General features: G+C 70.5%; 5 protein-coding genes. 3 read left to right on the forward strand and 2 right to left on the reverse strand.

From position 1 onward, the window contains the following. Positions 1-36: 36 nt before the first annotated feature. Positions 37-1524 (reverse strand): FAD-dependent monooxygenase, encoded by a 1488-nt coding sequence (locus ACFWX1_RS39105; protein WP_378394896.1) that lies wholly within the window; start codon positions 1522-1524, stop codon positions 37-39. Positions 1525-1620: 96 nt separating this feature from the next. Between ACFWX1_RS39105 and ACFWX1_RS39110 the strand changes: the two genes are divergently transcribed. Genes ACFWX1_RS39110 through ACFWX1_RS39120 form a run of 3 tightly spaced genes read left to right on the forward strand, consistent with a single transcriptional unit; the run spans position 1621 to position 4660 of the window. Then, positions 1621-2280 (forward strand): TetR/AcrR family transcriptional regulator C-terminal domain-containing protein, encoded by a 660-nt coding sequence (locus ACFWX1_RS39110; protein WP_378394897.1) that lies wholly within the window; start codon positions 1621-1623, stop codon positions 2278-2280. Positions 2281-2303: 23 nt separating this feature from the next. Beyond that, a complete protein-coding gene (locus ACFWX1_RS39115) occupies positions 2304-3119 on the forward strand; it encodes a serine hydrolase domain-containing protein (protein WP_378394898.1) in 816 nt (271 codons plus the stop codon). Then, entirely contained in the window at positions 3119-4660 is a 1542-nt protein-coding gene (locus tag ACFWX1_RS39120) for an alpha/beta hydrolase (protein WP_378394899.1), read from the forward strand. The genes ACFWX1_RS39115 and ACFWX1_RS39120 overlap by 1 nt, the downstream gene beginning before the upstream one ends. 223 nt (positions 4661-4883) lie before the next feature. Here the strand turns inward: ACFWX1_RS39120 and ACFWX1_RS39125 are convergent, their stop codons facing one another. Further along, positions 4884-5825, reverse strand: a complete 942-nt coding sequence (locus tag ACFWX1_RS39125; RefSeq protein WP_378394900.1) for a D-2-hydroxyacid dehydrogenase family protein — start codon at positions 5823-5825, stop codon at positions 4884-4886. Between the last annotated feature and the right edge of the window lie 158 nt (positions 5826-5983).

Raw genomic sequence — 5983 nt, forward strand, 5'->3', positions numbered from 1 at the left:
GTGTCCACCCGGGACACCCCGCACGGCTCTCCCCCTTCAGCCCGCCACCGGCACGGCGGCCGGAGCGCCGAACCACGTGGACAGGGCTTCCGCCAGCCCGTCCGTGCCCGGCTCCGGCGTCGCCCAGGCGACGTAGCCGTCCGGGCGGACGAGCAGCCCCGCGACGTCCGGATGCGCACCGGTCACCCGGACTCGATCCTCGTAACCCGTTGCGGCAGCACGGATTTCGTCGTCATCGGACAGCAGCAGCGCCTTACCGTCGCGGACCTGCGGCACCGGCCCCGGCAGGAACCGGCCCACCAGCGGATGCGCGTCCGGCGCGTAGTCGATGTCCATGCCGTTCGCCATCGCGATGAACCTGTCCCGCACCACCGGGATCGCCAGCGTCTCGCTCATCACCTCGCGCAGCGCCTCGATCTGGGGACCAGGGCGCATCAGCGCCACCTGGGCCCGGGTGTTCCGCAGGACCCGCTCCCCCACCGGATGCCGCTCCGCGTGGTAAGTGTCCAAAAGGGACTCGGGCGCGATCCCGCGGACGACCAGGCCCAGCTTCCAGCCGAGATTCATCGCGTCCTGCATCCCGAGGTTCAGCCCCTGCCCGCCGATCGGCGAGTGCACGTGCGCGGCATCCCCGGCCAGCAGCACGCGCCCCTTGCGGTACGTCGCCGCCTGCCGGGTGTTGTCGCTGTAGCGGATCCCGGCTTCCACGCGCTTCACGGCGATGTCCCGACCGGTGACCCGGCGGAGGCTGCCGCTCAGTTCTTCGGCGGTGAACGGGGCGTCACGATCCGCCGGTCCCCCGTCGAATTCGATCGTGGCGATCTCGCCCCGGACCATCGACAGGTTGACGAGGCCGCCGGGCGCCCGCAGGGACGAGGTGAGCGAATCGGGGTCGGCCAGTTCCGCCACCACGGTCCGGCCCGTCATCGTCGCGTCGGTCCCGGGGAACTCGATCCCGGCCTTCCGGCGCACGACACTGCGCCCGCCGTCGCAGCCGACCAGGTACGCCGCGCGCTCGGTCCGGCCGTCGTCGGCGACGACGGTCACCGTGTCCCCCTCGGTGACGACATCGGCCACGGTCCAGCCGTGTTCGATCCGTACCCCCAGCTCGCGGGCCCGGTCGGCGAGGATCTGTTCCAGCGCGTGCTGTTTCATCAGATAGTTCGGGGTGGCCTCGCCACCTTCGCCCGGCGCCTTGAGCAGCGCCAGCCCGCCGAAGTGCCCCCTCGCCCTGCCCTCGCGGACCAGCCGCAGCAACACCTCGGGTGCCTCGCGTCCGCCCGGTATTTCGCCCATCGCGGCGAACACCGCCTCCTGCGCCTCCGCCAGCGGCCCGAGCAGGTCACGCATCGCCAGCGACTGGGTGCTGCGCCCGTTGACGCCCCGCAGCCCGAGACTGCGGGCGCGGCGCGCGGCACCGTCCGTCGCGGACTCCAGCACCAGCGGGTCGGCCCCGGCCAGTTTCAGCTCGCTCGCCAGCAGCAACCCCACCGGACCACCCCCGGCCACGATCACGTCCGCCATGATTCCCTCCCGGTATTTACGCCGTAAATTTACAACGTAAATACTCCGGACTAGACTCGTCGCTGTCAAGGAACACATCGACCGAGGAGACCGCCCGTGGCCCGACGAGAGTCGCTCAACAGGGAGAAAGTCCTGGACGCGGCATTGGCGCTCGCCGACAGCGAAGGCCTGGACGGGCTGACCATGCGCAAGCTCGCCAGGACGCTCGGCGTCGAAGCGATGGCGCTGTACAACCACGTCTCGAACAAGGCCGACATCCTCGACGGCATCACGGAGCGGGTGATGGCCGGCATCCCGAGGGCCGACCCCGCCCTGCCGTGGGCCGAACGGGTGCGGACGCTCGTGCTGGGCATGTACCGGGCCTACCTCCCCCATCCGGTGGTGCCGCTGGCCCTGGTGTCCGACCAGGCGAACCCGAACTCGCCCGCCGCACTGGCCACATTCGACGACCTGGTCGGCGCCCTCGCCGAGGCCGGTTTCGACGATGACGAACTCCGCCAGACGACCAGCGCGCTCAACAGCCTGGTCTTCGGCTCGCTGCTGCTGACCACCTCGGGGTTCGGCAACGAAGCACCGGGCCTTCAGCAGCTGGAGCCGTTCAAAGACGTCGACCCCGCCGAGTTGCCGCACTTCAGCAGGCTGCTGGGCGCACTGCGACGGCTCGATCCGGAGAAGGACTTCGAGCGGGGGCTGGACGTGCTGATCGCCGGCCTGGAAGCCACCGCGGCGGCGAAGTCCCCCGGCGGCACGGCCTGACGCGGTTCCCATACGCTGGCGCCATGGACAGCGTGCGCCTGATCGACGAATGGCCGGTCGAAACCGCCGCGACGGCGGTGGTGGGCGCGGACGGCGCCGTGCTCGGGACCCACGGGGACACCCGGCACCCGTTCCGCCTCGCGTCGGTCACCAAGCCGCTGACCGCCTACACCGCGCTGATCGCCGTCGAAGAGGGCGTGTTCGAGCTGGACACCCCGGCCGGGCCCGAAGGCTCGACCGTACGACACCTGCTCGCGCACACCTCCGGGCTCGCCTTCGACGCGCACAAGGCGATGGCCGCGCCCGGCACCAGGAGGCTCTACTCCAACGCCGGGTTCGAGCAGCTCGCCGACGCGCTCACCGAGCATTCGGGCATCCCGTTCGCGCAGTACCAGGCCGAGGCGCTGCTCGGCCCCCTCGGCATGTCCGCCACCCGGCTCGACGGCTCCCCCGCGTCCGGCGCCGTGTCCACTGTGGACGACCTGGTCGCGTTCGCCGCCGAACTCCAGTCGCCGAAGCTGATCGACGCGGGCACGGTACGCGAGGCGACGAGCGTCGTGTTCCCCGGGCTTTCCGGGGTACTGCCCGGATTCGGGCACCAGAAGCCGAACGACTGGGGTCTCGGCTTCGAGATCCGCGATCACAAGAGTCCACATTGGACGGGGTCGTCGAGTTCGCCCGCGACGTTCGGCCACTTCGGACAGTCCGGGACGTTCCTGTGGGTCGACCCGGACGCCCGCGCCGCGTGTGTCACGCTCACCGACCGCGCGTTCGGCCCGTGGGCCGCCGAAGTGTGGCCGCCCTATACCGACGCGGTGCTGGCGGAGCTGCGCGGCTGATGCGGCCCCGGCGCGGCGCGCTCGCCGCCGTCCTGCTGCTGACGCTGACGGCCTGCGCCCCGGCGTCGCCCGAGCCACAAGCACAGCCCCAGCCCCGGCCTGGGCAGGCCGCCGGCCGGGCCGAGGCGGCGGCCCCGCCGCTGGGCACCAACGGCGCGGCCGTCCCCGAACTGCGCTGGGCGCCGTGTCACGGGTCGTTCCAGTGCGCGAGCGCCCCGGTGCCGCTGAGCTATCGCGAGCCGCGGGGGAAGACGATCACGCTGTCGGTGATCAAGCTCCCGGCGAAGGATCCCGCGCACCGGGCCGGATCGCTGTTCGTGAACTTCGGCGGGCCCGGCACGGACGGCGTCGGCGAGCTGACCCGCTTCGGGCCGCACTACCCCGAGGAAGTGCGTGCCCATTACGACCTGGTGAGCTTCGACCCGCGGGGCATCGGCGGTTCGGCGCCGGTCAGCTGTCCCGGCGCGGACGAGCCGAAGGTCGAAGGCTCGCCGCTGCGCCCGGACCAGCACGACGCCTTCTACGCCGCGAGCGCCACCGTCGGCAAGGCGTGCGCGGCGGGCTCGGGCGAGTTGCTCGACCACCTCTCGACGGCGAACGTGGCGCGCGACCTGGATCTGCTGCGCCAGGCCGCCGGGGACAGGGAACTGAACTACTACGGCTACTCCTACGGCACGTATCTCGGTGGCACGTATGCGAATCTGTTCCCGGGCTCGGTGCGTTCGATGGTGCTCGACGGCACGCTCGACCTGGTCGCCAACGCCACCGGGAAACCGGGACAGGAGCACGCCCCGGTCGACGTCCGCGCGGACGTCGCCGCGGCCCAGCAGGAAGAACTCGAGCACTTCTTCGCCGTGTGCGCCGCGGCCGGGCCGAAATGCGCGTTCTCGCAAGGGGATCAGCGGCGGAAGTTCGCCGACATCTTCGCGAAGCTAAGCCAAGGCCCGATCGGCGGCGTGACCCTGGCTTCGCTGCTGCAGACGATCGACAGCGCGTTGTACCTCTCGCCGCGCTGGAAGTCGTTGGGGCAGACGCTGAACTCGCTCGCGGCGTCCTCGGCCGGAGCGGCGGGCGCTCGGCCACCGGTGCTGGATCCGTATGTCCCGGTGCACAACGGCGGATTCCTTGCCGTGCAGTGCGTCGACAGCGACAACCCGCAGACCCCGGCCGACTACGACAAGCTGGCCGCGAGCGAGCAAGCGCGGCAACCGTATTTCGGGCTCGCCGCGGTGTTCTCGCTGACGCAGTGCATCGGCTGGCCCGGCCACGACGCGGACCGCTACACCGGGCCGTGGAACCGGCAGCGGAAGAACCCGATCCTGGTGCTCAACAACCGGTTCGACCCCGCGACGCCGGTGAGCAACGCGCGGGCGACCGCGGCCGAACTCGGCGACGGCCACGTGCTGGTGGTGGACGGCGCCGGGCACACGTCGCTGGACGTGCCCAGCAAATGCGCGTGGGACGCCGTAGCGCGGTACCTCGGAGAGCTGAAGGTGCCCGCCGAGGGCGCGACCTGCGCTCCCGACGCCCAGCCGTTCTGAAGTCCGTGAATGCCACATCGAGGTTTTCTCGCTCAGGGTGCTGGGGCCGTGTGTGTTGCCGGTTGTGTTGTAGGACGCCTGGGGTGCGACAAGGGCGTCCCTGGGACTAGCCGCGCACGAACCGACACCCATCGCCCGATGTCGCGAACGCTCCATTGCCGACGATGAACGTCCCGAACGGAGCGTTCGCGACCCACACCCCGGACCACCACACATCCCGGGGTCACTCCATGACGCGGATGGGATTGCCTGCCTGGTAGGCCGCGATGTCCTCGACCGCGTCGCCGTAGAAGACCTCGTAGACCTCGTGCGCGACGTAGCCGAGGTGCGGGGTCAGGATCGCGTTGTCGAGTGTCCTCAGTGGATGGTCGGACGGCAGCGGTTCGATGTCGTAGACGTCGAGCGCGGCCGCGGCGATTTCCTTGCGCCGCAGGGCGTCCACCAGCGCGGCCTCGTCCACGATGGGACCGCGGGAGGTGTTCACCAGCAACGCGGAGGGCTTCATCGCCGCGAGTTCGGCCGCGCCGACGAGCCCCCGGCTGCGGCGGCTGAGCACCAGGTGGATCGACAGGACGTCGGAGCGGGCGAACAGCTCCTCCTTCGAGACCGCCGTGACGCCGTGTTCCGCCGCCTTCTCCGGAGTCAGATTCTGGCTCCAGGCAATGGTTTCCATCCCGAACGCCTGGCCGATCCGCGCCGCGCCGGAGCCGAGCCTGCCCAGCCCGAGCAGGCCGAGCGTCCGGCCGTGCAGGGTGATCCCGACCGTGCGCTGCCAGCCGCCTTCGCGCATCGAGCGGAACTCGGCGGGCAGGTTGCGGGCGGCGGCGAGGATGAGCGCCCAGGTGTGCTCGGCCGTCGAGAGACCGGAGTAGCCGGTGGCCGAGACGACGACGCCGTTGCGCCGGGCGGCGGGCACGTCGATGGCGGCGTTGCGCGCCCCGGTGCTCACCAGCAGTTTCAGCTCGGGCAACCGGTCGAGGACTTCGGCGGGGAAGCGGGTCCGCTCGCGCATCGCGACGACCACCTCGAACCCGGCGAGCCGCTCGACGACCTCGTCGGCACCCGCGAACGGTTCGGTGAACACGTGGATTTCGGCGTTCAGGGAGTCCCAGTCGCCGTAGTTCAGTGCCACGTTCTGGTAATCGTCGAGGATCGCGATCTTCATACCGGTCACCATACGTGGTGGCGTGCTGAAGGGGACTTTCGTCCGATGCGACGCGCTGAAGGGGACTTTCCTCGCATGTCACGCGAGGTAATTCCCCGTAATCTCACCCTGGGTAGCACAAAACCGCGGCGCCGGCGGGTTCGATGATCTAGTCGATA

The organism is Amycolatopsis sp. NPDC059021 (assembly GCF_042739895.1).
In the GTDB taxonomy this organism is placed as follows: Bacteria; Actinomycetota; Actinomycetes; order Mycobacteriales; family Pseudonocardiaceae; genus Amycolatopsis.

What these genes read in the sequence shown, in the direction of transcription:
- ACFWX1_RS39125 (WP_378394900.1), bottom strand. Translation starts at nt 5,825, where the DNA reads ATGAAGATCGCGATCCTCGACGATTACCAGAACGTGGCACTGAACTAC.
- ACFWX1_RS39120 (WP_378394899.1), top strand. Translation starts at nt 3,119, where the DNA reads ATGCGGCCCCGGCGCGGCGCGCTCGCCGCCGTCCTGCTGCTGACGCTG.
- ACFWX1_RS39105 (WP_378394896.1), bottom strand. Translation starts at nt 1,524, where the DNA reads ATGGCGGACGTGATCGTGGCCGGGGGTGGTCCGGTGGGGTTGCTGCTG.
- ACFWX1_RS39115 (WP_378394898.1), top strand. Translation starts at nt 2,304, where the DNA reads ATGGACAGCGTGCGCCTGATCGACGAATGGCCGGTCGAAACCGCCGCG.